A 24,055-nucleotide genomic window follows, 5' to 3' on the forward strand; every position below is an offset into this window, starting at 1 on the left:
TTGTGCCCGCCGCCGGCTGTCGCCCGGTCAGAGGAAGCTGACGCCCTGGGCGAGGTTCAGTTCGCTGGAGTAGTTGACGGTGTTGGTGGCCGAGCGCATGTAGGACTTCCAGGCGTCGGAGCCGGACTCCCGGCCGCCGCCGGTGTCCTTCTCGCCGCCGAAGGCACCGCCGATCTCGGCCCCGGAGGTACCGATGTTGACGTTGGCGATGCCGCAGTCGGAGCCGGCGGCGGACAGGAACAGCTCGGCCTCCTGCTGGTCGCGGGTGAAGATGCTGGACGACAGGCCCTGGGGCACGTCGTTGTGCAGGGTGATCGCCTCGTCGAGGGTGTCGTAGGTGAGGACGTACAGGATCGGTGCGAAGGTCTCCTCCCGTACGACGTCGCTCTGTTCGTCGGCGAGGACGAGGACCGGCTCGGTGTACGCCGCCGCGGGTGCCGCGTCGGCGAGGCGCCGGTTTCCGCCGGCCAGGATCTTTCCGCCCTGGGCCTGGACGCGGGTCAGGGCGGCCCGCATGGCGTCGAGCGCCGCGGTGGAGATGAGCGGGCCGACGAGCGTGCTGTCGTCGAAGGGGTCGCCGACGGGCAGCCTCGTGTAGGCGGCCGTCAGCCGCTCGACGAGGGTGTCGGCGATGTCGCGGTGCACGATGAGGCGGCGCAGCGTCGTACAGCGCTGGCCCGCGGTGCCGGCCGCGGCGAAGACGATGGCCGGGACGGCCAGGTCGAGGTCGGCGGAAGGAGCGACGATCGCGGCGTTGTTGCCGCCGAGTTCCAGCAGGCTCCGGCCGAAGCGGGCGGCGACGCGGGGGCCGACCTCGCGGCCCATGCGGGTGGAGCCGGTGGCACTGACGAGGGCGACGCGCGGATCGTCGACGAGCCTCTCGCCGACCGTGCGGTCCCCGAGGAGCAGACGGTGCACGTCACGGGGTGCCCCTACGTCGCCGGCCGCTCGGGTGAGCAGATGGCCGCAGGCCAGGGAGATCAGCGGCGTGAGCTCCGAGGGCTTCCAGACCACGGTGTCCCCGCAGACGAGGGCGATCGCGGTGTTCCAGGACCACACGGCGGCGGGGAAGTTGAAGGCGGAGATGACACTGACCACCCCGAGCGGATGCCAGGTCTCGGCCAGCCGGTGGCCGGGGCGCTCGGAGGCGATCGTACGGCCGTACAGCTGACGGGACAGGCCGACCGCGAAGTCGCAGATGTCGATCATTTCCTGGATCTCGCCGAGCGCCTCGGAGCGGATCTTGCCCGCCTCGAGGGTGACGAGGTCCGCCAGGTCGCTCTTGTGCTCGCGCAGCAACTTACCCAGACGGCGCACGAGTTCACCACGGCGCGGGGCGGGCGTGGTGCGCCAGGCGAGGAAGGCCGTACGGGCGGCGGCGACGGCCTCTTCGGCGTCGGCGTCGGTGGCGGCCCGCAGGCCGAAGAGGTGCTCGCCGGTGATGGGCGTGCGCGCGTGGAGGCCGGTGCCCTCGGCCACGTCGACGCCGATGTTCCGAAGGGCGGCACGGGCGCGGGCACGCAGGTCGTCCGTGGCGGGCAGGACGGTGCTGGTCATGGTGGTCCTTGACGGTGTGAGGGGTTGGTGTCAGCGGAGGGTTTCGGTGAGGCCGAGTTCGCGGGCGACGCGGGCGAGGGAGCGGTTCTGCTGCCGCTCGTAGAGGTCGAACGGGTCCAGGACGTCGCGGCCGATGGCGCCGGAGAGCCAGGCGGCGTCGTAGGCCGTGCCCTGCCGGTCGTTGTCGCGGGTGCCCTCGCCGCTGAGGTTGGACTGGAAGATGCCGGCCGCCGAGCGGGGCAGAAAGTCCTCGTAGACGAGGGGCTGGGCGTGCACCCACCCCTCCCGCAGCAGGCCTTCGAGGTCCGCCGGCGGCCGGCTTCCGTCGCGGGGCCGATCGGGGTCGAGCCGGTACGTGAAGTAGGCCAGCCCCTCGGCGGCGAGTTCCTGTTCGCTGCCGGGCATGTGCCGTTCCCATACGGCGCGCGCGATGTCGCTGCGGGCCTCCGAGGGTTTCTGGGCCGCCTGTTCGTCGACGAGGCCGAGGAGTTCGTCGTACAGGGCGCGGCCCTCGCGCGTGAGGGCGATGCCGCGGGCCTCGACCTCGCCGAAGCGGACCCGCAGGGAGCCGCTGACGACGCCGCCGTCCGGGGTGCGCATGGCGCGGGGCTCGGCCAGGGCCCGGAAGGAGGTCTGCCGCAGCAGCACATCGGGGCCCTTCCAGGCCGGCGGGCCCTGGATGGTGTCGATCATCTCGATGCCGCGCTCGGTCATACGCCGGTACAACTCGTCGATGTCCAGGACGCGCGGGGTGAGGTGGTTGATGTGGGTGCTGCGCACGCCGCCGATGTCCGCGGCGACGGCGGAGATTCGCTCCAGGGTCCCGTACCAGGCCTTGTCGACCGGTTCGGGAGACAACTCGAAGGCCTGCACGGCCAGTTGGAGGAAGCGTTCGGCCTGCTCCCCGGGCAGCTCCTGCTCGGCTGCGGCGCGGTCGGCCAGGGCGAGCAGCTCCGGCGGAAAGAGCTCGCGGCCCGCGAGGAACGCTTCGAGGCGTGTGCGCAGATCGGTGTCGAAGAAGCGGGGGTCGGCCGGGGTGAGCATCGAGGTGAACACCCGGAAGGGGTTGCGTGCCAGCTCCTCTGCGTCGACCGGCCGGAACGCGGTGGAGACGACGGGTACGGCGCTGGCCGCGGCCTCCCTCAGGTCGTAGAACCCGACCGGGTGCATGCCGAGGGCGGCGAAGACGCGGGCCACCTGCTGCAGTTCCCGCGGCGTGCCGACGCGGATGGCTCCGTGCCGCTCGGCGGTCACCCGGCCGATGGATCCGAGCCGTTGGGCGTCGGCGCCCCGCGCGCGCAGGACGTCCTCGTTGACCTCGCGGGAGACGTCCACGAGCGTGGTGTAGGCGGGCACCTCCTGCCCGTACATGTGCGACAGCCGCTCCGCGAACGCGGCCCGCAGCTGCCACTGACTGATCGTCGACATGGTTCGGCCTCTCGATCGGGGTTCACACCACGTGAGCTTCGGGGCGGACGTCGGCGCCATGGCGGAACCGGTCGGCGCTGAGCGGGGAGATGTCGGTGAACGGCTCGCGCTCCAGGTACAGGTCGCGCATGACCTCGCCGACCGCGGGCGCCTGCAGGAAGCCGTGGCCGGAGAACCCCGTGGCGTACAGGAAGCCGGTCAGCTCACCGGAGCGGCCGATCGGCGCGTTGTGGTCGGGTGTGACCTCGTACAGGCCCGCCCAGCCCCCGACGGTCTCCATGCCGGCCAGGGCCGGGGCGCGGCGGCGGGCGGCGGTGCGAAACAGCTCCAGCCAGTCCGGGGTCCAGGTGGTGTCGAAGCCGTCCTCCTGGCCGGGATCGGCCAGCCCGAACAGCAGGCCGTCGTCGCTGTTGTGGAAGTAGGCGGTCGAGGAGAAGTCGATGGTGAACGGGATACGCGGAGCGGGCGGCGTGAGCGGCACGGTGAACGCCAGCTGCCGCTTCACCGGCCGTACCGGGAGGTCGACGCCGGCCATGTCGCCGATCCGCGCCGACCAGGCCCCTGCCGTGCAGATGACGGTGGAGCACGCGATGCGGCCTCGGCAGGTGTGTACGCCGACGACGCGGTTCCCGGCGGTGTCGATGCCGGAGACCTCGGTGTGCGTGGCAAGGGTGACTCCGGCCCCGGCCGCGGCCCGCGCGTACCCCTGGACGACCAGTCCGGGGCGAGCGTGCCCGTCGGCGGGGGAGTACGCGGCGGCCACGAGTCCCTCGGTGCTGAGGTAGGGACACAGGCGCCCGGCCTCGCCGGGGCTGATCACGCGGCTCGGCACACCCAGACCGTTCTGCAGCTCGACGCCGGCCTCGAAGTCGCTCGCCTGCTGTCGGCTGTCGAGCAGGAAGAGATAGCCGACCGTGTCCAGCCGGATGGCGGCGCCGGGGCGCTGGGGGAACTCCCGGTAGGCGCGCAGGCTGCGGCTGCCCAGTTCGATGTTGAGCGGATCGGAGAACTGGGCACGTACGCCGCCGATCGGCTTGCCGGAACTGCCGCAGCCGAGTTCTCCGCGCTCCACGACGACGATGTCGGTCACCCCGGCTTCGGCGAGGTGGAACGCGGTGCTCACCCCCATCACGCCGCCACCGATGATCACGACATCGGCGGAGGCCGGAACGGTGCGGAAGACCGAGGAGGACAACGGGCCACTCCCTTCCGGAGACACCCCGTCGGCCGGATCCGATTCCGGGGCGGCGGGGCTGTCAGTGACAGAGTCGTGCCGATCAGCCGTCCGTGCGTCATCGTGCAGCAAGCCGACCGTTGACGTCCATCAACGGTTGGTGCTTCCGAACTTTTGGCATTCCTGAATGGACTGGACGAGTGGGGTGGGACGCCGCGTGGAACTCACCGAGGCCGGGGCGACCCTCGCCCTGCGCGTCGGCCTCTTCGCCACGGCCGCCGCCGAGATCCTGCCGCCGGCCCTGCGCCAGGTACGCCGGTCGCGCCCCGGCACTTCCGGACGTGCCCATTCCGCGGGATCCGCCCCCGCGGGTCAGGGAGTTGTCCAGGAACGGTTCTCGCTCGCGGCTCCCACCGGGGCCATGCCCGGCCTGCACAAGGTCTCCCTCTCCTTCGCCGAGCACCGGCCGACGGTGGTCGCCCTGGTGGATGTCCTGCGAGCCTAGGCGGGCCACCACTCCCGGCCTGGTGGGAGCAGCTGAGGCGCAACACGCTCGGGTCCCGCTGAGCCCGGGCGGCGCATCCCGCGGACGTCGGCGCGAACGCACACGCCCATGGCACTGTCAGTGGTGGCTGCGAGGCTGGCGGCATGGACAGGGACGATGAGCAACTGCTGCGCGGCCGGGTCTACGGCCAGGACCACGACCGACCGGGCCCGCGGCCGGGACGCCGGTACGCCGAACTGGTCGGCGGGCCGTTGGACGGGCTCCTGCTCGACATAACCGACTGGACAGGAGACGAGAGCGGTTCCGGCGCCGCCCTCCCCACCGAACTGGGCCGCTTCGGTGCCGGTGGCCGGGCGATGTACACCCCGCGCCCCGGCGACCCGCGCCACTTCGACTGGGACGGGGATGTCCCGTGACGGCAGTCGGCCGGCCACGGCGGCGCCGCTCGGCCGGATGAACGTCCCGCACCCGGTGCGTGTGCGTCGGCGAGCACGTGCGCGTCGCGTCGCCGCCGGCCTCAGGACGTGGCCCGGGCCAGTGCCGAGAGGGTTTCGAAGTCCCAGGTGAGCGCGCCGGAGCGGAGGTCGGACGTGACCGCGTCGAGCCAGTCGAGCTCCGCGGTCAGTACGGCGCGGCGGTACTCGTCCTCGAGCATGGTGACACGCGGCAGCGCCAGTTGCCGCGCTCCCTCGGCGGCGGCCTCCAACTCGGCGAGCCGCGCGCGTACTTGTGCGGCCCGAGCGGACAGATCGGCCTCCGCCTCCTGCGGCAGCAGCATCATCGTGAAGGAGAGCGCGGCGGGGAACTCCGGGTACTCCGCCCGCGGCGCGACCAGCATGTCCCGCAGCCACTCACGCGTTGCCGCACGGCCCGCGTCGGTCACCTCGTAGACCGTGCGTTCCGGGTACTGCTGATCCCGGCTGGTCTCGCGTACGGCGATCAGTCCCGCCTCGAGGAGCCGGTCGATGGTCCGGTACAGGCTCGCGCGCTGACTGACGTTGACGACCTGGTCCTTCCCCCACTGCTTGATCAGCCGCTGGATGCCGTACGGGTGCAGCGGCTGCAGGTGCAGCAGCGAGAGAACGGTGAGGCCGAGAGGGGAGCTGCGCATGCCGAGAGCCTACCGGAGCCAATCTCAGATGAACTAGTTGACGCGAGACTAGTTTCATTGCAACTATCGAACCATGAAGACAGCGACTCCGCTCGAGTCCGCCGAGCGCATCCATGCGGACCACGCCACCGTGAAGCGTCTGGGTCACTGGACCGAGGCCACCGAGTTCGACGTGCGCGCCCGCCGCGCCCTCGTCGTTCTGGACCTCCGCTCGCCGCAGATCGGCTGGGACGAGCCGGTCACCCTGAGGCTGGAGCTCGTCTCGGGCGCGGTCGGCCTGCTGCTGCCCGAAGACACCGCCGTGGACTGCTGGGACCTCGCCTTCGCCCGCCGTGGCCGGGTGAAGGACGCGCAGCCGGGCGCCGGCCCGGCACTGCTGCGGCTGACCGGAGAGGTCACCGACGGCGAGATCCGGATCCGGCGCGGCGGCATCGCGCAGCTCACCGCCATGTGCTCGCGGGCCTATCTGGACGACCTGCGCCGCGCCCACCGCGAGGGCGGCCTGCCGTCCGTGGACGACCCGAATCGAGAGAGGACCCGCTGACATGACCCGCACCCGCACCGCGATCGTGGTGGGCGGCGGCATCGCCGGCCCGGTCGCAGCCCTCGCGCTGCGCCGGGCCGGGATCGAGGCCACCGTGCACGAGTCCCACGCGACGACCGCCGACGGCATCGGCGGAGCCCTGAGCATCGCCCCCAACGGCCGGGCCGCCCTCGAGCTCGTCGGACTCGAGCGCATCGGCGCCCCGATGAACGCCATCGTGCTGCAGAACCACAAGGGCCGGACCATCACCGAGATCCGCCAGCCCATGCAGTTCAGCTGGCGTGCCGATCTGTACCGGCGGCTCTACGAACTGGCCCTGAGCCAGGGCGTCCACGTCCAGCACGGCCACGAGTTGGTGGACGTGCGCGAGAGCGGCACCGGCATCCGGGCCGTCTTCGCCGACGGCACCACCAGTGCCGAGGCCGACGTCCTGATCGGCGCCGACGGCCTGCGCTCCACCGTGCGCCGGCTGATCGACCCCCAGGCGCCCCGGCCGCGCTACTCAGGACTGCTGGGCTTCGGCGCACGGGTCGACTGCGCGGGACTGCCGCCCACCGGGGACCGGATGTACATGGCCTTCGGCCGCCGAGCCTTCTTCGGCTACCAGTCCTTCGACGACGGCACCGGCGTATGGTTCGCCAACCTGCCCCATCCCCACCTGACGTCGAACCAGGTGCGCCAGACCTCCGACGAGGAGTGGCTGCACCGGCTGGGCGAGGCCTTCGCCGGGGATTCCGTACCGGCTCTCGACCTGCTGCGGCGCACCCCGCCCGAAGACCTGGTCAGCGCCGGACCCATGGAGGATCTCCCGCACGTCCCACACTGGTATCGCGGCCGGATGGTGCTGGTGGGCGACTCCGCCCACGCCACCTCGCCCAGCTCCGGCCAGGGTGCCTCGCTCGCCGCGGAGAGCGCCGTGGAACTCGCCCGCGCCCTGCGGGACCTGCCGCACCCTCAGGCCTTCGCCGCGTACGAGCACGCCCGCCGTGCCCGGGTCGAGCGAGTGATCGCCCAGGCCGCCCGCACCAACAGCGGGAAGGCCGCCGGGCCGGTCGGGCGGGTGCTCCGTGACGCCCTGCTGCCGCTGTTCGCCCGCCTCGCCACTCCCGAGAAGATGGCCTGGCAGTACGACCACCGGATCCACTGGGAGGCCCCGATCGCCGCTTGAGGAACCGGATCCGCTGCGCCACGGCGTCCGTGGTGACGACTGTCCCGCCGGACCGCGCCCGCTGAAGGCTCCCGGCCCACCCGCCGGGAGCCAGCCGTGTGGTCGACCGGATGCCTTTGCCGCTGGACGCGGACGGGCAGACAGTACAGAGGCGCCGTACCGGACGCCCTTCACAAACGCCCGGCAGATCACCATGAGGGCTCGGTCGGCCGGGCCACTACCGAGGAGTCGTCACGTGAGGGTCGTCATCACCGGTGGGTTCGGCTTCCTGGGCCGTCGGCTCGCCGCCGCGCTGCTCCGGACGGGGACGCTCGGCGGCGCACCGATCGAGCGTCTGGTGCTCGCCGACCGCACCGTACAGCCCGACTCCCCACCGGCGACCGACCCCCTCGTGGACATCGTGCACGGCGACCTGATCGACCGCCTGGACGACCTGTTCGCGCAGCCGGTCGACGTGCTGTTCCACCTCGCCGCCGCGGTGTCGGCCGAGTGCGAGGCCGACGTCGACCTCGGCATGCGCGCCAACGTGGACACGACCCGCGCCCTGCTCGATGCCGCCCGGGCACAGTCGGCCACCGGCGGCCCGAAGCCGCGGGTGGTGTTCTCCAGCAGCCTCGCCGTCTACGGCGGCGGCCCCGGGCTGCCGCTGCCCCCGGTGGTCGACGAATCGACCCTGACCCTGCCGCAGTCGAGCTACGGCACGCAGAAGCTCATCTGCGAGCACCTGATCGCCGACCACACCCGCCACGGCTTCCTCGACGGGCGCATCGCCCGTCTGATGACCGTCTCGGTACGGCCAGGGAAACCGAACGCCGCCGCATCCGGCTTCCTGTCCGGCATCGTCCGTGAACCGCTCGCGGGACTCCCGGCGACCTGCCCGGTGAACCCCGGCCTACGGGTGGCCCTGTCCTCACCACGCCGCACGGTCCACGGACTGCTCCGCATCGCCGAAGCCGAGCGCGGCACCGGACCGGGACGGCTCGAAGGCACGGTGCCGGTCAACCTTCCCGCGCTCACCGTCTCGGTCGGCGGCATGCTCGCCACCCTGCGGCAGGTGGCCGGCGACGCCGTCGCCGACCTCGTGAGCATCAGGCCCGATCCGGCCGTCGAAGCCATCGTGGCCTCATGGCCGGCCGTCTTCGACAACCAACGCGCCGCCGCACTCGGTCTCCAGCCCGACCCGGACTTCCTGTCGGTCGTACAGGACTACGTGGCCGAGCACGCCGACGCGGTACGCGTCGACCCGCCTCCGTGGCGGGTGCGGCGGCGAGATTCGTGATCATGCGAGAATTCCGGGCACGGCGCCGACGCAGGCCGGACGGCTCCCGGTGCCGACCCCGACCACGAGGAGGGCCGCGATCATGCGTGAACTGGCCGAGACAGCACGGCAGTGGGCGGCTCAGGGGCGTACGGGCTTCCTCGTCCGCCCCCTCACCGAGCGGGGCTTCGGGCCCCGGCGCCCCGCTGACGCCCTGCTGATCGACGAGGACGGTCACTGCCACGGCACACTGTACGGCGGGGCGTTCGACGCGTACCTGGCGGCGGAGGCCGCAGCCCTGCCCGCGGACCACACCGCGGGCGTGCGCGAGGTGTCCGTCCATGACGACGAGGTGAAGCGGGCGGGCCTGACCTGCGGTGGCCACGCCGAAGTGCTGCTGCAGTCCCTGCACACCGTTCCCGCCCGCTGGTGGGACCTGCTGGCGGACGGAACCGACGCCGCGCTGATCACGCGGCTGGACGAGGCGCGGACCCGGGCGGCCGGCACCGTGACGGCACCCGGGCCGGAGGCCGACGGCGGGCCCGCGGAGGCCGTCGAACGTGCTCGGGAACTGCTCAGCCGCCGCCGGACCGGCCGGGACATCCGCCCCACGGACGACGGCCTGATCCTCATCGAGACGTTCCCGGCCGTACCCCACCTGGTCATCGTCGGAGGAGGCGAACTGGCCGAGCTGCTCGCCCGGCAGGCCCGCCTGCTGGACTGGCACGCCACGATGGAGTCCGCCGCCGAGGACGCCGTCCGGCTGCTCGCCCAGCGCCCGGCCGCCGCCTGCCTGATCGTCCTCAGCCACGAACCGGACGTCGACGTCCCCGTCCTGTCCGCCGCGCTGACCACCGGCGTCCCCTACGTCGGTGCGCTCGGCTCACGCCACACCCAGGACCGCCGTGCCGCGGATCTCGCCAAGGCCGGCCTCGACGAGGAACTCCTCGGTCGCATCCACGGCCCCATCGGCCTCGACCTGGGCGCGCGCACCCCGGCCGAGACGGCACTGGCCATCTGCGCCGAGGTGCTCGCCGCTCTCGACGCCCGTGAGGTCCGGGTGCTGCGCGACGCATCTGCGTGACCTGTCAGGCGGAATCGGTCGCAGATGCGAGCTGTTGCGGCAATCGGTTCTCGTATCTGCGTTTGTCGGTCGCTGCCGTCCGGGTACGGTCGTGCGGGAGGTGGTGGGCCGGTGATCCAGATCGTGGAGCAGGCACCGCAGGAAGGGCCGTACGCCGTCGGCGCCGCGCTGGGGAAGGCCGGAGTGCGGGTCCAGGTCTGCCGGACCTGGGCGGGTGACCGGGTACCGGAGACGGTGGACGGCATGGTGGCCCTGATCGTGCTGGGCGCACCGGTGGGCGTCCGCGAGGACCTCCTCGGACAGAGCGCGGAACTGGCCCTGTTGAGGGCCGCGTTGGAGGCCGAGGTGCCGGTGCTCGGCCTGTGCCTGGGCGCCCGACTGCTGGCGGTCGCGGCGGGTGGTCTCGCCCGGCCCGGCGGCACCGGCGCGCGGCTCGGCTGGGGCGACGTACGGATGACGGCGGCCGCGCTCACCGACCCGCTGTTCGCGAGCGTGCCCGACCGGCTGCGGGCACTGCACTGGCACAGCGGCACCCTGGACCTTCCGCAGACCGCGACAGTGCTGGCGTCCTGCGGCCACCAGCCCGCGCAGGCGTTCCGGATCGGCGGCTCGGCATGGGGGATCCAGTTCCCCTTGGACGCGGACGAGGCAACGGCGGAGGGGGCCGTCGTGCCCTGCCCGGAACTCGCGGCCTCGGTACCGGACTTCGTGGAGACCCGGTCGACGGAACCGCCGGCAGCGCCGGCCCGGCACCGCGACACCGTGGTGAAGTGCTTCGCCGACTTCGTCGCGGGACGGGCCGAACAGACGGCGACCCGCGCGTTCTTCACCCGGCGGGCGGCCACCTGGGAGGAGCGGTTCGCCGTCGACGGCCCCCGGTACGCGGCCGCCGCCGGGCGCATGGGGCTGCGCCCCGGCCAGCGCGTCCTGGACCTGGGCTGCGGCACCGGCCGGGTACTCCCCGCTCTGCGCGCCCAGGTCGGTGACGGGGGCGTCGTCGTCGGGATCGACCTGACACCCGCGATGCTCACCGCCGCGGCGCGCGAAGGCCGTACGGCGGACGGCTCCTTGCTGCTGGCCGACGCCTGCCGGCTGCCGCTGCCGGCCGGCGCGGTGGACGGCGTCTTCAGCGCGGGCCTGATCAACCACGTTCCCGACCCCGTGGCGGCACTGCGTGAGTGGGCCAGGGTGACCGCCCCCGGCGGCGTACTGCTGCTCTACCACCCCTCCGGCCGTGCCGAACGCGCCGCCCGCCACGGACGTCCACTCGACCCCGAGGACCCACTCGCCGAGGAGAACCTCCGGCCCGCCCTGGACGCCACGGGCTGGGACCTCTCCTGCTACGAGGACGCACCCCGCCACTCCCTCGCGCGCGCGGTCCGCGCCGACGGATGAGCGTCCCCGGAGGTGCGCCTGAGCCGCGCCTTCGACGAGGAGGCGGAGCTGTACGACCGGGCCGGGCCGGGATGTCCGCCGAAGCTGTACGACGGCCTCGTGGACGGCGTTGGCTCGTCGGTCTCGGGGTGTCACGGCGTCGGTGACCGCCTCGGGCCGTGCGTCCGGCGGCCGGTGTCAGGTGCGCAGCAGCCGCAGGTCCACCGCGTCGGCCATGGCCTTCATGCCCGCGTCGCCGGGGTGGAGGTGGTCGCCCGAGTCGTAGGCCGGGTCGAGGGCGGCCGGGTTCGCGGGGTCCCGCATGGCCCGGTCGAAGTCGATGACGCCGTCGAAGGCGCCGCCGGTGCGGATCCACCGGTTGACGCTCTGGCGGATCGCCTCGGCGGCAGGCGTGTAGTACCCGTTGCCCTTGTCGGGCATCAGGGTCGCACCGATGACGCGGACGTGCGCGGCATGCGCCTGATCGATCAGGGTGCGGTAGCCGTTGATGAGGTCCTGGGCGGTCAGCGGCCTGCCGTCGGGGCCGGCGTTGTTGCCGATGTCGTTGATGCCTTCGAAGAGGATCACGTCCCTGACCCCCCTCTGGCCGAGCGCGTCATGCCCGAACCGTTTGAGGGCGCTGACGCCCTGCCAGAGGTTGGGGACGTCGGTGAGGACCCGGTTGCCGCCGATCCCGGCGTCGACGACGCTCAGCCTCTGCGGACCCGGTCCGGCGGCGAGCCGGCGCCCGAGGAAGTCGGGCCACCGGCTGTAGGTGCCGGTCGAGGAGTGGTAGCCGTCCGTGATGGAGTCACCGAAGGCGACGACGGTGCCCCGCGCGGTCGGTGACACGACGTCCAGCCCCGCCAGGTAGTACCAGGAGGTCGTGGTGGTGCCGAAGGCGGCGGCGCTGTCGTCACCGGTGTGGTTGCCGGAGGCGATGTAGGTGGTGTCGAACGCGTCGGAGTGCCAGGTCGACACCCCCGTCGTACCGGGGACGTAGAGGCTGACGAGCAGGTTCTCCCCGGCGCCGACCGGGATCGGGACGACGTTGCTGACCACCTCTGCACCGGCCGGGATCGTGACGTGGCGGGATCCGCCGAAGGTGACGTTGCGCGTGGTGCCGCGCGTGGCCTCGCCACCGCTCGCCTGGACGGCCACGTCCACGGCGCTGACGTCGAGCGGGGTGGGGCTGTACCGGTTGGACAGGGTGATGCGGGCGCCCGAGCCCGAGACGCTGCTGTGCACCACCATCCGGATGGTCCGGTCGGTGAAGGACGGCCCGCCGGTCGTCATGCTGGGCGACCAGGCGCTGACCCGGGTTCCCTTGCTCTGCTGTGACGAAGTGGCGGCGCTCGCCACCTGCGCGGTGCTCAGCGGAACGACCGCCAGGGCACATCCGGTCAGCGCGCCGCACACGGACAGCAGGGTTCTGCGACGCGGTCGGCGAGCCGTCGCCATGGTTCTCTCTTCCGGGGACATCCTCGATCTCTCCACTCTTCTCGTGGTCCGCGTCCTCAGCCGAAAGTGCCCAGAGTGACGGACTCTCCGGGCTTGAGGCTGATCTTCCGTGAGGTACCGCCCGAGACGACGGTCGTGTCCCGGCCGCCGACGCTCTTCAGCGTCACCTGTGTGACCTTGCCGTTCTTCCACTTCAGGCCGGCCACGAAGCCGCCGCGGACTCCGACGCCGGACACCGAGCCGGACGCCGCCCAGGCAGAAGGCAGCGCGGGCAGCAACTCGACGTGGCCCGGGCGTGAGTAGACGAGCATCTCGATGATCGCGGAGGGTGTGCCGAAGTTGGCGTCGATCTGGAAGATGCCGCGGCCCTGCCCCATGTCCATGATGTCGAAGAGGTTCGGCGCGGTGCCGTTGCCGCCGTTCACCGAGGGCTTGAGATTGTTGACGACGAGCTGGTAGGCCTTCTCCGCGTTCTTCAGCCGGGCCCAGCACAGGCTGCGCCAGGCGTTGGACCAGCCGTAGCTGTTCATGCCGCGGGCGGTCAGCAGGGCCGTGGCGCCGGCGAGGATGTCCTTCGGGGTGGAGTCGTCCGGGCGGATCCGGTCGCCGGGGAAGAGGCCGATGAGCGGCGAGAGATGCCGGTGTGTGGTCTCGCCGAGGTTGTCGGGCGACATCCACTCCTCCAGCCACCCGGTCCTGGGGCTGACCACGGGCAGGTACAGGCGCCGGCGCAGACCGTCGATGGTCGCGCTGTAGGAGGTGTCCTTGCCGAGCACCTGGGTCGCGGTGTGGTAGTCGCCGAAGAGGTTCCACACCAGTTCCTGGGCGTAGGTGATGCCCTTCGCGTCCAGCGGCCCCTGCTCCGGCGACCAGTCGCTGTCGGCGATGAGGACCTCGCGCGAGGCTCCGGAGGCGTCGGTGACGGTCGTGGTGACGAGGCGGGCCTCCCAGAACTCCACGGCGCCCTTGACGAGGGGGTAGATCTTCTGCAGGTAGGCGCGGTCCTGGGTGTACTCGTAGTGCTCGAACAGGCTCTGGCACAGCCAGGCGTTGCCGGCCGGATGCCACCACCAGCCGCCACCGCCGTAGGGGTTGGTGGAGATGGCCACGGTCCAACCGGCCAGCTTCCCGCTGGAGTTGCGGTATCTGTTGGCCGGGCTGTTGAACAGCCGTTGTGTGATGTCCGTCCAGGAGGGCAGCTGCGCGAGGCAGTAGTCCGCGAAGGCGTCGAAGCAGCCGGACAGGCCGGCACGGTCGGCCATCCAGTAGTTCATCTGGACGTTGATGTCGGTGTGGTAGTCGCCCATCCAGTCCGGGTCGTTGCCGTCCAACCAGGGGCCCTGCAGGCCCATCGGCAGCGCGCCCCGCGATCCGGAGATCATCAGGTATCGGCCGAACTGGAGGTAGGCGGCCTCGAGTTCGGGGTCGGGGACGTCGTCCCGGTAGCGGGCCTGCACCCGTTGCCAGGTGTCCAGCCTGCGCTGTGCGGCGGACGACGTGCCGAGGTCGATGTCCAACTGCTCGAACACCGGGCGGAAGTCGGCGACATGGGTGTGCAGCAGGGTGGTCGCGGAGTGCCCGGCCGCGGCGGCGACCTTGGTCCGCGCCAGGCGCTCCGGGTCCATGGACGGGTCGCGGAACCCGGCGGCCGCGTCGGGCGCGTAGTCGCTGCCGCCGCTGACCACCACCGTGAGGTCCGTGCAGCCCCTGAAGGAGATCGACGTACCGTCGACGGCGACCGTGCCGCTGCTGCTGCGGGCCGTGACGGCGGCGCCGTACTTCAGCCCGTTGGGCAAGCAGGCGCCGAACGACGCGCAGCGCCCGGCGCTGTCGGCCGTGGTGGTCTCCCCGTGGGTCCCGGCGAGGGTCACGGTACCGGTGTAGGTGCCGCCGCCCTGCTGGGAGAAGTGCAGGACGATGACGTCGTCCGGGCGGCTGGCGAAGATCTGCCGCTGGTAGGTGACGCCGGACAGGTCGTAGGAGGCGCTGACGAGGCCCTGGGCCAGGTCGAGGGAGCGGCGGTAGTTGTCGACCGATCCCAGGTCGTGCCCGTCGATGGTGACGGTGAGCTCGGCCAGCAGGGTCAGGGAGCCGAAGTCGTCCCGGCCGTAGGGGAATTGGCCGTCGCTCTGCAGGGTGTCGTTGCGGCCGCCGGTCCACAGGGTGGCGTCGCTGATCGTCAGCAGTTCGGCGGCGGGGTCGTTGCCCGCGAGCGCTCCGAGGCGCCCGTTGCCCACCGGCAGGCCCTGCCGGATCATCGAGTTGGCGGAGCCGGGAGCCTGCCACCACAGCTGGTTCCTGGCGGCGGCGGCCGCGGACAGCAGCGGCGAGGAGGTGGGGCGGACGGGGGCCGCCGATGCGGTGAAGGCGGGCAGACCGCCGAGGGCGGCGGCCGCGCCGCCGGCGGCGGCGAGAGCGAGAAAGCCCCTGCGGCTCGGGTGGTTGTCGCGCGATTCGGTGTGCTCGGTGTGCTCGGTGTCCACGTGGTGCACTCCATGTGAGGGGAACGGCGCGGTGCGGGGCGGTGCGGTGCGGGACCGGGGGCGTGTCACACCCGGCCCCGCGCGAATGGTCAGGCTGACTTGGGTACGTCGATCCTGTCGATGTCAGGGGAGTAGTCCCAGCCGCTGTCGAACGTGATGGTGTTGGAGCCCGCCTTCAGCGCCAGCTGGACGCTGACCGTGTCGACGGTGTCCCAGTCGCCCGTCGAGGGGAACTTCAGGCTGGTGCCGTTGCCGCTGTTGGAGTAGACGGTGACCGAGCGGGGATCACCGCTGACGTAGGCGACGTTGACGGTGTAGATGCCGTCCTTCTTCACCGTGATGTCGTTGAACTGCAGCTTGCTGTCGAGATAGAGGTTGCCGACCTTCTTGCCGCCGGAACAGGAGCCGCACGCGGCTGTGGAGGCGTTGCCGGTGAGGGTGTTGTCGGCGGACTCGGCCTCGTAGCGGGTGGTCGCCGGCGGCGTGCCGCCGGGCTTGACGGTGAACAACCGTGAGCCGTGCGCGGGCAGCGTCGCGGTGATCCTGTTCTTGTACGTGCCGAGGTTCCGGTGGTTCCACAGGTCGCGCACGGAGGCCGCGCCGGTGAAGCCGAAGGACGCCCAGTCGGCGGTGACGGAGGCCGGTGAACCGCCGAGATCGAACAGGGCCACGGTGTACGTGCCGTCGGCGTTCCTGGTTCCCCAGACCTGCTGATCGCCCAGCGGCGTGACGGGGCGTGCGACGGGCGAGTCGTTCTGGTCGACGCCGATGACTTCCTGGTTGGTCAGCAGGGAGAGGCCGTAGCTGTCCAGCTTGGTGAGGTCGTCACCGGTGAACAAGGGCGACTTGTTGATGGCCCACAGGGTCATGTAGCTCTGTCGCTCGGCGTTGGTGAGACCGTCCATCGCGCCGTTGCCGACGTCGATCGCGTCGAGGTCGTTCCAGCCGCCCGGGCCCGCCCTGTGGCTCCACGCGGGGGCGTCGTTCCACCGGTCGTTGACCGAGTTCTCCCAGGTGACCAGGGTGTTGCAGTAGCACTCCACATCGGTGTCGATGCGCCAGCCGTTGGAGTACTTCTTCCAGTCGGCGGCGTGGCCGATGTCGAGCGACCAGGACAGCTCCAGATGGATCGGGCGCCCGGTGCCGGCGATGGCCTGGTGCCAGGCGGCCACGTCCGCGACGTTGTTGTAGTTGTCACCGGACTTGAACGAGCCGGGGCCCACCCCGTCCAGTTTGAGGAAGTCGTAGCCCCAGTCCGCGAGCATCTGCGCCTGCGAGTCGACGTACTTCTGCGCGCACGGGTTGTCGAAGTCCAGCTTGTAGGCGCTGTCCCAGCCGTTGGTGGTGCGCAGATCCGGGTAGACGATGTCCGCCGTGGTGCAGCCGGGGGCGTTGTGGACCGGAACCTTGCCGTCGCCGTACGCCCCCTTCTCCAGGCCGACGGGCAGATAGATGCCGGCCTTGAGACCCTTGGCGTGGATGTGGTCGGCGACCGACTTCATACCGTCGGGGAACCGGACCGGGTCGGGTGTCTGCCGGCCGTACTGGTCGAACTCGGACGTCCAGTTCTTGTCCATCCACCAGCCGGCGTCGATGTTGACATGGTCGTAGCCGTACTTCTTGAGCGTGGCGGCGAGGGCGTCGGTCTGCTTCAGGACGTTCGCCTCGGTGAGGTAGCTGTAGTTGCCGTCCGGGTTGAGGCCCGGGTACTGGGAGGACTGCATACTCCAACTGGACCAGCCCATGTACGGCTTGGCCGCGATACCGGAGGCGGCGCCGTCCGTGGTAGCGGCCGAGGTGACGGCTGTACTCGGGGAGCCGGAAGCGACGGCCTGGGTGGCGACGGCCGGGGCCACTGTGGCGAGTCCGGCGGTGACGGCCAGGACCAGCGCCGCTCTGACGGTGCGGCGCGGAAGGCCGGGGAGGGCTCCGCGCAGGACTCTGTACGGGGATGACCGCATGGGTCGCCTCCTGAGGTGAGGTGGGGTGGGGCTGAGGGAGCGGGAACGCGCGGTGGCACCCGGTGGGGGGCGGGCGTGGTTCAGGGTGGGGGAGGGGCGTCGTACGAGGCCCGAAGGCGGGCCGGAGAGGGCGGCCGGCCGGGCAGGACACGCCGCGTGCGGCGGGGCTCAGCCCTCGCCCGAGCCGATGGGGAGCCCGCTGATGAACCGGCGCTGCACCGTCGGGCACATCAGGAACATGGGGATCGCGGTCATGAAAAGCCCTGCCGCGATGAGGTGGCCGGACTGTGGGGGCTGCGGCTCTGCAGCGTCATCGCTCCTCCTTCTCACATGCCCGATCCCATGAAGGACTGGATGGCGGTGGCCGCGGCTCCGCGCGCCCACTCCTCGAACGGCAGGGGACGTGTCACCACGTCGCACTGCGCAGCGGTGCCGAAGGCGGACGCGGCGAACGCGTCCCGGATGCCCTCGGCGACCAGGTCGTAGGCGGCCAGGCCCTCGCCGGAGATGACCACCCGCTCGGGACCGAGGATGTTCACCAGGAAGCCGATGGCCTTGCCGACGGCTTCGCCGGCTCGTGCGTAGACCTCTCTGACACCGGGCTCTCCGCTGTGGGCCAGTGCCAGCGCCTCGGCCGCGTCGCTCACCTGCTTGTCGGTGGCCGCGCACACCGCGCGGAGTATCGCCGGATCCGCCGCGATCGCCTCCACACATCCCCGGTTGCCGCAGTGGCACAGCGGGCCGAGCGGGTCGAGTGAGAGATGCCCGATCTCGCCGGCCACGCCGTGCGCGCCCGACACCACCTGCCCATGCACCACCAGGCCACATCCGATGCCGGCGCCCACGGTCACCAGGGCGAAGTCCGAGAGACCGACTCCGGCCCCGAACCAGTGCTCGGCGACCGTGAGCGCCCGTACGTCGTTGTCGACCGTGACCGGCAGCCCGGTCGCGGTCCCGGCGATCGCGGCCAGCGGTACGTCCCGCCACTCCAGGAAGGGCGAGTAGCGGACCACACCGTCCGCGCGGTCCACATCCCCCGAGATTGCGATGCCCAGGCCCCGTACCTGCACACCGAAACCGTCGGCCTCCGTGAGCAACTCCTGTACCAGCGCGGTGATGACGGGGAGCACCGCCCCCGGCTCGCGGCCCGTGAGCCGTACGTGCCGGGACAACCGGACACGGCAACACAGGTCGGCCAGTACGGCGATGATCTCGTCGCCTGTCACCTTGATCCCGATGAACAGCGCCCTCCCCCCGTCCACCCACACCAGGCTGGCCGGGCGTCCCACCGCGGGACGCGCCTCTTCGTCCACGCCCTCGACCAGGTAGCCGAGTTCCATCAGCGGACGGACCGCCTTGGTGACGGCGGCCGGAGAGAGCTGGGTGCGCCGCCCCACCTCGGCCCGGGTGAGCGGACCGTGGGAGAGCAGCGTGGTGAAGACCAGGGAGGTGGCCGGCGTCATGGCCGGAAACCTAGAGAGGTTCTTTTTCGCTGTCAATGAATAAAGCAGATGTCTTTCCATAGGCGCCTGTTGGTCACGGTAAACCTGGAAAACGCAGGCAGATTGTGCGAGTTGGCGCATGATGAAAGATGTGGATGGCGGGCGGTCCGCCTCCGCGCCGAGGTCGGCCGGGAGGAACTGACCAACCACATGGCCGGCGGCGCCGAACTCGCCGCCCTCACACACGAACTGGCCCAGGTGCGCGGCGTCGACACCGACGAACTCCCCGAGGAGGAGGACCTCACCGTGTAGCAACGCCGCGCGAGCCGGCGTGTGGGGACCGGCCCAGGGCCGGTCCCCACACGTCACCCGGCAGGCCGCTCCGGCAGCAGCGACCGCAATGCCATCCGGGTCAGTTCTGCCTCGACGGTGTCGCGGTCCGGGACGACGGCCGCGCGGAAGGAGCGCCCGGCGAGGAGCGAGACGAGCCACCAGGCGGCCGTGTGCGGCTGGATGTCGTCGCGGACGTCTCCGGCGGCCTGGCCGCGGCGGAGCAGGTCGGCGAGCGTGTCGGCGAGATGCTGATGGACCTGGCGGAGGGCCTCGCCGAGGTCCGGGTCATGGGCCAGGGCGGTGGCGTCGGCGAAGAGGAAGCCGTGGGAGCCGGGCCGGTGGAAGTGGTCCATGCGGGCGGGGTCCAGGAATGCCGCCAGCACCTCGGGGACCGGCCGGCCCGCATCGGCCGCCCGGTGCAGAAGGGCGGAGACCGCGTCGGTGGCGTGGTCGAGGACCGCCCGGTACAGCGCGGACTTGGAGCCGAAGTTCTGGAAGACGACGGGCTCGGTGACGCCCACCCGCCGGGCGATGTCGGATACCTTGCCGCGCTGGTAGCCGGCCTCGGAGAAGACCTCGGTGGCCGCGGTGAGGATCGAGGCACGGCGCTCGGCGGCGCTCAGCCGGGTACGCGTGCGGGATCGGGGCTCGGTCACACCGATCATCGTATGCCCCCTTGCCGTTTTTCTTAGTCATGACTAAGTTGGGCTTGGGCTTAGTCGTGACTAAGTTAAGAAGGAGGATCATGCCTCTCGGACACCTCATGCAGGGCAGGCCGCACGCGGACACCCCCGGAGTGACCATCGCAACCCCGCGGGCGTACGAAGTCTTCGGCGCCCTCTGCTTCGCCGGCCGCCGCGGACGCGTCTTCTCCCGCCTCGCGGAGCTGAGCGGCGCCGCACCGGGCGACCGCGTCCTGGACGTGGGATGCGGCACCGGCTACCTGACCCGGCACATGGCCGCGCGGGTCGGCCCGGAGGGCGCGGTGACCGGCGTGGATCCCTCCCCGCCGGTCCTCGACTACGCCCGCACCAGGACCCGGCGCCCCGGCAGCGCCCGCTGTGACTACCGTGAGGGCGTCGCCGAGGCCCTCGACTTTCCGGACGGTTCCTTCGACACCGTCGTCACGAGTCTGATGCTGCACCATCTGCCGGAGGAGCTGCGGCCCACGGCACTGCGCGAGATGCACCGCGTCCTGCGACCCGGCGGGCGGCTGCTCGTCGTGGAGTTCCGGCCGCCGAAGACCCGGATCGGCCGGCACCTGGTACACGGCGGTGTGGGCCACGCCATGGCGCACCACCGGGTCGATCTGCTGGACACCCTCGTCACCGACGCCGGCTTCGAGCTGCTCGGACGCGGTGACCTGCGGCCATGGCTGACCTACGTGCAGGCGCAACGGACGCGCTGGTGACTCGGCGGGGCGCGCCGTTCGTCCTCGTCGAAGAGCACGTCCGCGACCGGCGCCGCCGGTGACGGTGGACAGGGCGTGGCCGCACCGCAGCGGTGGACGTTCTCCGGGCGGCGCGTGGAACTCGCAGTGAGGGGCAGCCCCGTACCACCCTCAGCGGGGCGCGTCGCTCGGCAGCTGTTGTTCCGCCCAGATGGTCTTGCCGGTGGCGGTGTACCGCGTGCCCCAGTGCTGGGCGAGCTGCGCGACCAGGAAGAGACCTCGCCCTCCCTCGTCGGTGCTGCGGGCACGGCGCATATGGGGGGAGGTGTTGCTGGCGTCCGACACCTCGCAGATGAGAGTCCGTTCGTGGATCAGCCGCAGGCCGATCGGTGCGCAGGCATGTGTGATGGCGTTGGTGACCAGCTCGCTCACTATCAGCTCGGTGGTGAAGGCGATGTCCTCCAGACCCCACGCGGCCAGGCAGCGGGCGGTGTTGTCGCGTGCCTCGTGCACCGCCTCGGGATCGGCGGGCACGTCCCAGGCGGCCACCCGGTCGGGGGAGAGGGCGCGTGTGCGGGCGATGAGGAAGGCGACGTCGTCGTGCGGATGGTCCGGCAGAAGAATGCGGACCATCGTGTCGCAGATCTCCTCCAGCGGCCGGTCGGGATGGGCCAGGGCGAAGCAGAGTCGCTCGAAGCCGACGTCGACATCGCGGTCCGAGGCCTCGATCAGCCCGTCGGTGTACAGGGCGACGACGCTGCCCTCCTCCAGCTCGATCTCGGCCGACTCGAAGGGCAGACCGCCCAGCCCCAGCGGGGGGCCGGCGGGGATGTCGGGCAGTTCGACCGGCTCGCTGAGGTGCGCGATGGCGGGGGTGGGGTGTCCGGCGCGGGCCACGTTCAGTTTCCGCGAGATCGGGTCGTACACCGCGTAGACGCAGGTGGCGCCGAACACCACCGGCCCGCTCTCGGACGCTTCCGCCTCGTCCGCCAGGCGCAGGACGAGGTCGTCGACATGGGCGAGAAGCTCGTCGGGGGGCAGGTCCATGTCGGCCAGTGTCTGCACCGCCGCGCGCAGCCGGCCCATGCTGGCCGCGGCGTGGATGCCATGGCCCACCACGTCCCCCACGACCAGGGCGATGCGGGCGCCGGACAGCGGGATGACGTCGAACCAGTCGCCGCCCACCCCGGCCTCCGCGTCGGTCGGCAGATAGCGGTATGCGGCCTCGACGGCGCAGTGATCGGGCAGATCCGGGGGCAGCAGACTGGTCTGGAGGGCGAGGGCGGCGTTGTGCTCGCGGACGAACCGCCGGGCATTGTCCACGCACACCGCGGCCCGCGCCACCAGCTCCTCCACGAGCAGCAGGTCGTCCTCGTCGAACGGGCTGGGGTTCTCCCAGCGCAGCAGCGTGACCACGCCCATGGTCGAGCCCCGCGCCCGGAGCGGCACCACCAGGTGCGTGTGCACACCCAGTCTGACGATCCTGGACAGGCGCTGCTCATCGCCGGCCAGCCACCACGTCGTCGGGTCCAGCACCGGATCGAGGATCGGCCGGCCCGTGGCGAGGCACCGTTGCTGCGGGGACTGCGACGGATACCCGCTGGACTCCCCGATGGGAACGATCGCCTCCGGCACCTCCTCGTGGATCGACAGGTGCACCGCCCGCTGGAGCGTGCCGCCGGTGACCGGTCCGGGGGTGAGGTCCCTGGCCGCGAGGACGCCCTGGAAGAGATCGATCGCCACGAAGTCGGCGAACTGCGGCACCAGCACCTCGGCCAGTTCCTGCACCGTGCCGTCGAGGTCCAGGGTGGTGCCGATGCGCTGCGCCGCCTCGTTGACCAGGGCGAGCCGCTCGCGTGCGCGGTCCTGGGCGGTGAAGTCGACGGCGGTGTGACACACCCCGAGCGTCTTGCCGCCGACGTCCCTCAGCGGGAACGACGAGCGGAGCCTGAGCCGGCCCTGCGAGTTCCGGCGGGACATGCCGTGCCGGGGCGCCACGTGTTCCACGGCCGGCGTGACCCGGCCCGACACCAGCGCCTGGCGCGCCTGCCAGTCCACGGCCGAGGGCACCTGCTCCGCTCCGGCGAGCGCGGCCGCGCCCGGGGCCGCGAGGTCGGTCGGCATGCCCTCCATGGCGGCCAGCGCCTGGTTCACCCACTGGAAGCGCAGCTCACCGTCGAGGACGGCGATGCCGATCGGCGACTCCTCCAGGAGGCCGCGCACCACGGCCTGATCGAGTTCCCACCGGCGCGAGTCGGAGACCTCACAGGCCACGGCGAGCCAGACGGAACCCTGCTCCGCATGCAGCGGACACACCCGCAGGGCCAGCTCGACCGGGTGGCCCGCCCGGTGACGCGCGGTGATCAGGCCCTCCCAGCCCTCCCCGACCGGCTGCGCCGCGGCGAGCAAGGACGCCGGTGAACGGTCGCTCGTCAGGAGGGAGGTCGCGGGCCGCCCCAGCACGCTGGGCGCCGGATACCCGAGGAGCTCTTCCGCCCTGCGGCTCCAGTAGCGGATCAGGCCGTGTACGTCCGTGAGGGCGACGGCGGCAGACGTGATGCCGAACGGATCGCCCCCGTGCTTGTCGGCCAGATCCCTGAGATCCATCGTGTCGGCCGCATCCGCGGGCGGGGTCACTGACACCACGGTCTCATACGGACCCGGGTGTGTCTTCGGACCGGCGGCCGCCCACGCATGCGCGCGGGCGGCACACGATCTCACTGCCGCGGGCGCTCGAAGGTCAGCAGCAGCCCTTCCACGGCTCCGGGCCCTATGCGGCCCTTGACGTCGGCGGAGGTGATGGCCTTCAGGCCCCATCCCTCCTCGGCGTGCTTGTTCAGGACCTTCTCCAGCTTGTCGCTGTCCAGCGCGTCGCCGATCAGCGACTCCCGGAAGGTGACGACCTTGTACTCGTACGTGTGGCCACTGCTCATGGTGCGGAGTCCTCCAGACTGCCGGGGGCGGGGTGGCGCGAAGGCCGGGGCAAGCTAATCATCAACGGGCCCCGCAACTCTTCATCGGGCCCCGCGACAGAAGGACGTAGCCTGGTCGGCGGCAGAGGCGAAAGGCCGGTGACCGACCGCTCGGCGGCGACCCCTTGGCGGCGTGATGTGCTGGAGTGCGACGGCGGACCTCGCGGCGGGCAGCGGTGTCGCCGCGGTGGGCGTGGCTTGCGTGGCGCTCGTGCGCCAGGGCCGGGAACTCCCGCTTGCCGCGATGCCGTTGCTGCTGGGGGTTCACCAGATCGTCGAGTCGGTGGTGTGGCGCTCGGGCGGGGGCGGCGGCGGACCCGCGACCGTCGTATGGGCCGTCATCGCCCTGCCGCTGCTGGCGGTATGGGTCCCGGCGGGAGTGATGTGGGTGGCCCCGCCCCACGCCCGGTTCCGGCTGGTTGTTCCGCTCGCCGCAGGATCGCTGACCGCCGTGTCGCTCGCCCGTGGCCTTGCCACCGGACCGGTGACGGCCGAGATCCACGGCCACACCCTCGCATACGTGTTGCACGTTTCCCCGGTACCCCTGCTCGTCATCGGCTACTTGCTGGGCACGGTGGGCTCCCTGCTGCTGTCCGGTGACCGGTGGCTGCTCGTGCTGGGCATCCTGGTCGCCGTGGGCGCGTCGGCGTGCTGGGTGTTGTGGCGGCTGGCGTTCGTGTCGACGTGGTGCGCCGTCGCCGCGCTGTGCTCGGTGGTGCTCTTCGGCTGGATGCGGGCACGCCGGACGTCCGCGTAGAGCAGGCGCGCCGTGGCGTAGCCGAGCCGGCACCCGGCGCGGATGCGGATCAA

At 71.6% G+C, this 24,055-nt stretch carries 20 protein-coding genes and 1 pseudogene; 10 read left to right on the forward strand and 11 right to left on the reverse strand.

The window, feature by feature from the left end:
• Nucleotides 1-27 precede the first annotated feature (27 nt).
• From amaB to ACWDEN_RS25385, 3 genes are read right to left on the reverse strand one after another with little or no spacing between them, the layout of a single operon-like run.
• Nucleotides 28-1,557 (reverse strand): L-piperidine-6-carboxylate dehydrogenase, encoded by a 1,530-nt coding sequence (amaB, locus tag ACWDEN_RS25375; protein WP_450860205.1) that lies wholly within the window; start codon nucleotides 1,555-1,557, stop codon nucleotides 28-30.
• A gap of 30 nt (nucleotides 1,558-1,587) precedes the next feature.
• Nucleotides 1,588-2,985, reverse strand: coding sequence for a 2-oxoadipate dioxygenase/decarboxylase (gene hglS, locus ACWDEN_RS25380; RefSeq protein WP_450860206.1), 1,398 nt, complete (start codon nucleotides 2,983-2,985; stop codon nucleotides 1,588-1,590).
• A 22-nt stretch (nucleotides 2,986-3,007) separates the two neighbouring features.
• Entirely contained in the window at nucleotides 3,008-4,180 is a 1,173-nt protein-coding gene (locus tag ACWDEN_RS25385; protein WP_450860207.1) for an NAD(P)/FAD-dependent oxidoreductase, read from the reverse strand.
• A gap of 166 nt (nucleotides 4,181-4,346) precedes the next feature.
• Here ACWDEN_RS25385 and ACWDEN_RS25390 point away from each other — a divergent pair, with 166 nt between their 5' ends.
• Together ACWDEN_RS25390 and ACWDEN_RS25395 are read left to right on the forward strand one after the other, a co-directional pair.
• On the forward strand, nucleotides 4,347-4,664 hold the full coding sequence (locus tag ACWDEN_RS25390; protein WP_450860208.1) for a hypothetical protein: 318 nt from the start codon (nucleotides 4,347-4,349) through the stop codon (nucleotides 4,662-4,664).
• Between the two features lie 143 nt (nucleotides 4,665-4,807).
• Nucleotides 4,808-5,080, forward strand: coding sequence for a hypothetical protein (locus ACWDEN_RS25395; protein ID WP_351602639.1), 273 nt, complete (start codon nucleotides 4,808-4,810; stop codon nucleotides 5,078-5,080).
• A 101-nt stretch (nucleotides 5,081-5,181) separates the two neighbouring features.
• Here ACWDEN_RS25395 and ACWDEN_RS25400 read toward each other — a convergent pair whose 3' ends face one another.
• Nucleotides 5,182-5,775 carry a PadR family transcriptional regulator gene (locus ACWDEN_RS25400; RefSeq protein WP_351602641.1) on the reverse strand — a complete coding sequence of 198 codons (594 nt, stop codon included), beginning with the start codon at nucleotides 5,773-5,775 and terminating at the stop codon, nucleotides 5,182-5,184.
• Between the two features lie 73 nt (nucleotides 5,776-5,848).
• Here ACWDEN_RS25400 and ACWDEN_RS25405 point away from each other — a divergent pair, with 73 nt between their 5' ends.
• The 5 genes from ACWDEN_RS25405 to ACWDEN_RS25425 all read left to right on the forward strand — a co-directional run bounded on the left by ACWDEN_RS25405 (nucleotide 5,849) and on the right by ACWDEN_RS25425 (nucleotide 11,224).
• On the forward strand, nucleotides 5,849-6,319 hold the full coding sequence (locus ACWDEN_RS25405) for a hypothetical protein (RefSeq protein WP_351602643.1): 471 nt from the start codon (nucleotides 5,849-5,851) through the stop codon (nucleotides 6,317-6,319).
• Between the two features lies 1 nt (nucleotide 6,320).
• Nucleotides 6,321-7,487 carry an FAD-dependent oxidoreductase gene (locus tag ACWDEN_RS25410; protein ID WP_450860209.1) on the forward strand — a complete coding sequence of 389 codons (1,167 nt, stop codon included), beginning with the start codon at nucleotides 6,321-6,323 and terminating at the stop codon, nucleotides 7,485-7,487.
• Between the two features lie 235 nt (nucleotides 7,488-7,722).
• Nucleotides 7,723-8,766, forward strand: a complete 1,044-nt coding sequence (gene denD / locus ACWDEN_RS25415) for a D-erythronate dehydrogenase (RefSeq protein ID WP_450860210.1) — start codon at nucleotides 7,723-7,725, stop codon at nucleotides 8,764-8,766.
• A gap of 82 nt (nucleotides 8,767-8,848) precedes the next feature.
• Nucleotides 8,849-9,829 (forward strand): XdhC family protein, encoded by a 981-nt coding sequence (locus tag ACWDEN_RS25420; RefSeq protein WP_450860211.1) that lies wholly within the window; start codon nucleotides 8,849-8,851, stop codon nucleotides 9,827-9,829.
• 111 nt (nucleotides 9,830-9,940) lie between these two features.
• Complete coding sequence (locus tag ACWDEN_RS25425; protein ID WP_450860212.1) at nucleotides 9,941-11,224, forward strand: methyltransferase domain-containing protein; 1,284 nt, start codon at nucleotides 9,941-9,943, stop codon at nucleotides 11,222-11,224.
• A gap of 177 nt (nucleotides 11,225-11,401) precedes the next feature.
• Here the strand turns inward: ACWDEN_RS25425 and ACWDEN_RS25430 are convergent, their stop codons facing one another.
• The 4 genes from ACWDEN_RS25430 to ACWDEN_RS25445 form a co-directional block, all read right to left on the reverse strand.
• Complete coding sequence (locus ACWDEN_RS25430; RefSeq protein WP_450860213.1) at nucleotides 11,402-12,664, reverse strand: SGNH/GDSL hydrolase family protein; 1,263 nt, start codon at nucleotides 12,662-12,664, stop codon at nucleotides 11,402-11,404.
• 56 nt (nucleotides 12,665-12,720) lie between these two features.
• Nucleotides 12,721-15,147: a glycosyl hydrolase family 95 catalytic domain-containing protein gene (locus ACWDEN_RS25435; protein ID WP_450860214.1), complete on the reverse strand. Its 2,427-nt coding sequence runs from the start codon at nucleotides 15,145-15,147 to the stop codon at nucleotides 12,721-12,723.
• A gap of 89 nt (nucleotides 15,148-15,236) precedes the next feature.
• Nucleotides 15,237-17,108 (reverse strand): alpha-galactosidase D, encoded by a 1,872-nt coding sequence (locus tag ACWDEN_RS25440; protein ID WP_351602657.1) that lies wholly within the window; start codon nucleotides 17,106-17,108, stop codon nucleotides 15,237-15,239.
• A 326-nt stretch (nucleotides 17,109-17,434) separates the two neighbouring features.
• The gene (locus ACWDEN_RS25445) at nucleotides 17,435-18,571 is read right to left on the reverse strand and encodes an ROK family transcriptional regulator (RefSeq protein WP_351602659.1); all 1,137 of its coding nucleotides are present in this window, start codon (nucleotides 18,569-18,571) and stop codon (nucleotides 17,435-17,437) included.
• A 153-nt stretch (nucleotides 18,572-18,724) separates the two neighbouring features.
• On the opposite strand from ACWDEN_RS25445, the pseudogene ACWDEN_RS25450 reads away from it, so the two are divergent.
• Nucleotides 18,725-18,862 (forward strand): annotated as a pseudogene (locus tag ACWDEN_RS25450) (sugar ABC transporter ATP-binding protein); the annotation flags it as partial.
• Nucleotides 18,863-18,915: 53 nt separating this feature from the next.
• Here the strand turns inward: ACWDEN_RS25450 and ACWDEN_RS25455 are convergent.
• Nucleotides 18,916-19,539, reverse strand: a complete 624-nt coding sequence (locus ACWDEN_RS25455) for a TetR/AcrR family transcriptional regulator (RefSeq protein WP_351602661.1) — start codon at nucleotides 19,537-19,539, stop codon at nucleotides 18,916-18,918.
• 89 nt (nucleotides 19,540-19,628) lie between these two features.
• Here ACWDEN_RS25455 and ACWDEN_RS25460 point away from each other — a divergent pair, with 89 nt between their 5' ends.
• Nucleotides 19,629-20,294 (forward strand): class I SAM-dependent methyltransferase, encoded by a 666-nt coding sequence (locus ACWDEN_RS25460; protein ID WP_351602663.1) that lies wholly within the window; start codon nucleotides 19,629-19,631, stop codon nucleotides 20,292-20,294.
• Between the two features lie 150 nt (nucleotides 20,295-20,444).
• On the opposite strand, the gene ACWDEN_RS25465 is transcribed toward ACWDEN_RS25460, so the two are convergent.
• Nucleotides 20,445-22,910 carry a SpoIIE family protein phosphatase gene (locus ACWDEN_RS25465; RefSeq protein ID WP_351602665.1) on the reverse strand — a complete coding sequence of 822 codons (2,466 nt, stop codon included), beginning with the start codon at nucleotides 22,908-22,910 and terminating at the stop codon, nucleotides 20,445-20,447.
• A gap of 80 nt (nucleotides 22,911-22,990) precedes the next feature.
• The gene (locus tag ACWDEN_RS25470; RefSeq protein WP_351602667.1) at nucleotides 22,991-23,206 is read right to left on the reverse strand and encodes a DUF4177 domain-containing protein; all 216 of its coding nucleotides are present in this window, start codon (nucleotides 23,204-23,206) and stop codon (nucleotides 22,991-22,993) included.
• 175 nt (nucleotides 23,207-23,381) lie between these two features.
• Here ACWDEN_RS25470 and ACWDEN_RS25475 point away from each other — a divergent pair, with 175 nt between their 5' ends.
• Nucleotides 23,382-24,002 carry a DUF6629 family protein gene (locus ACWDEN_RS25475; protein ID WP_351602871.1) on the forward strand — a complete coding sequence of 207 codons (621 nt, stop codon included), beginning with the start codon at nucleotides 23,382-23,384 and terminating at the stop codon, nucleotides 24,000-24,002.
• Nucleotides 24,003-24,055 lie beyond the last annotated feature (53 nt).

Source organism: Streptomyces sp. NPDC001153 (assembly GCF_053598315.1).

Bases quoted from the DNA above. Each gene is read 5' to 3' on its own strand.
- amaB (WP_450860205.1), bottom strand. From the start codon at position 1,557: ATGACCAGCACCGTCCTGCCCGCCACGGACGACCTGCGTGCCCGCGCC.
- hglS (WP_450860206.1), bottom strand. From the start codon at position 2,985: ATGTCGACGATCAGTCAGTGGCAGCTGCGGGCCGCGTTCGCGGAGCGG.
- ACWDEN_RS25390 (WP_450860208.1), top strand. From the start codon at position 4,347: ATGGACTGGACGAGTGGGGTGGGACGCCGCGTGGAACTCACCGAGGCC.
- ACWDEN_RS25395 (WP_351602639.1), top strand. From the start codon at position 4,808: ATGGACAGGGACGATGAGCAACTGCTGCGCGGCCGGGTCTACGGCCAG.
- ACWDEN_RS25400 (WP_351602641.1), bottom strand. From the start codon at position 5,775: ATGCGCAGCTCCCCTCTCGGCCTCACCGTTCTCTCGCTGCTGCACCTG.
- ACWDEN_RS25405 (WP_351602643.1), top strand. From the start codon at position 5,849: ATGAAGACAGCGACTCCGCTCGAGTCCGCCGAGCGCATCCATGCGGAC.
- ACWDEN_RS25410 (WP_450860209.1), top strand. From the start codon at position 6,321: ATGACCCGCACCCGCACCGCGATCGTGGTGGGCGGCGGCATCGCCGGC.
- ACWDEN_RS25420 (WP_450860211.1), top strand. From the start codon at position 8,849: ATGCGTGAACTGGCCGAGACAGCACGGCAGTGGGCGGCTCAGGGGCGT.
- ACWDEN_RS25430 (WP_450860213.1), bottom strand. From the start codon at position 12,664: ATGGCGACGGCTCGCCGACCGCGTCGCAGAACCCTGCTGTCCGTGTGC.
- ACWDEN_RS25440 (WP_351602657.1), bottom strand. From the start codon at position 17,108: ATGCGGTCATCCCCGTACAGAGTCCTGCGCGGAGCCCTCCCCGGCCTT.
- ACWDEN_RS25445 (WP_351602659.1), bottom strand. From the start codon at position 18,571: ATGACGCCGGCCACCTCCCTGGTCTTCACCACGCTGCTCTCCCACGGT.
- ACWDEN_RS25460 (WP_351602663.1), top strand. From the start codon at position 19,629: ATGCCTCTCGGACACCTCATGCAGGGCAGGCCGCACGCGGACACCCCC.
- ACWDEN_RS25470 (WP_351602667.1), bottom strand. From the start codon at position 23,206: ATGAGCAGTGGCCACACGTACGAGTACAAGGTCGTCACCTTCCGGGAG.
- ACWDEN_RS25475 (WP_351602871.1), top strand. From the start codon at position 23,382: ATGTGCTGGAGTGCGACGGCGGACCTCGCGGCGGGCAGCGGTGTCGCC.